Annotated in this window: 1 pseudogene; it reads right to left on the bottom strand. The window is 69.1% G+C overall.

Annotated elements, in window-relative coordinates:
* Positions 1-236 (bottom strand): annotated as a pseudogene (locus tag SB764_RS44530) (SAM-dependent methyltransferase); the annotation flags it as partial.

Here is a 236-nt window from a genome sequence, read left to right as displayed (position 1 = left end):
ACCACAGCGCGTAGAAGTCGTCGGAAAGGTCGTAATGGAATTCGATCTGGCGGGCGTCGCGCTCCACCGAGTGGCGCCACACCGACATCACCTTGCGCACCAGCTCGGTCAGCCAGCCGCCGCGCGCCGCATCCACCGGCGAGCCGGGCAGCAGCGCCGAGGCCGCCGCCATCACGTCGCGCATCGAGCCTTCGATGTCGATGCGGCCCTCGACGTAGTCCTGGCCCAGCACTCCG

The organism is Paraburkholderia sp. SIMBA_027 (genome assembly GCF_046535315.1).
Taxonomy (GTDB): Bacteria; Pseudomonadota; Gammaproteobacteria; order Burkholderiales; family Burkholderiaceae; genus Paraburkholderia; species Paraburkholderia tropica.
Note: the sequence above shows the minus strand (reverse complement) of the source record. Positions and strands in the feature narration are given on the sequence as shown.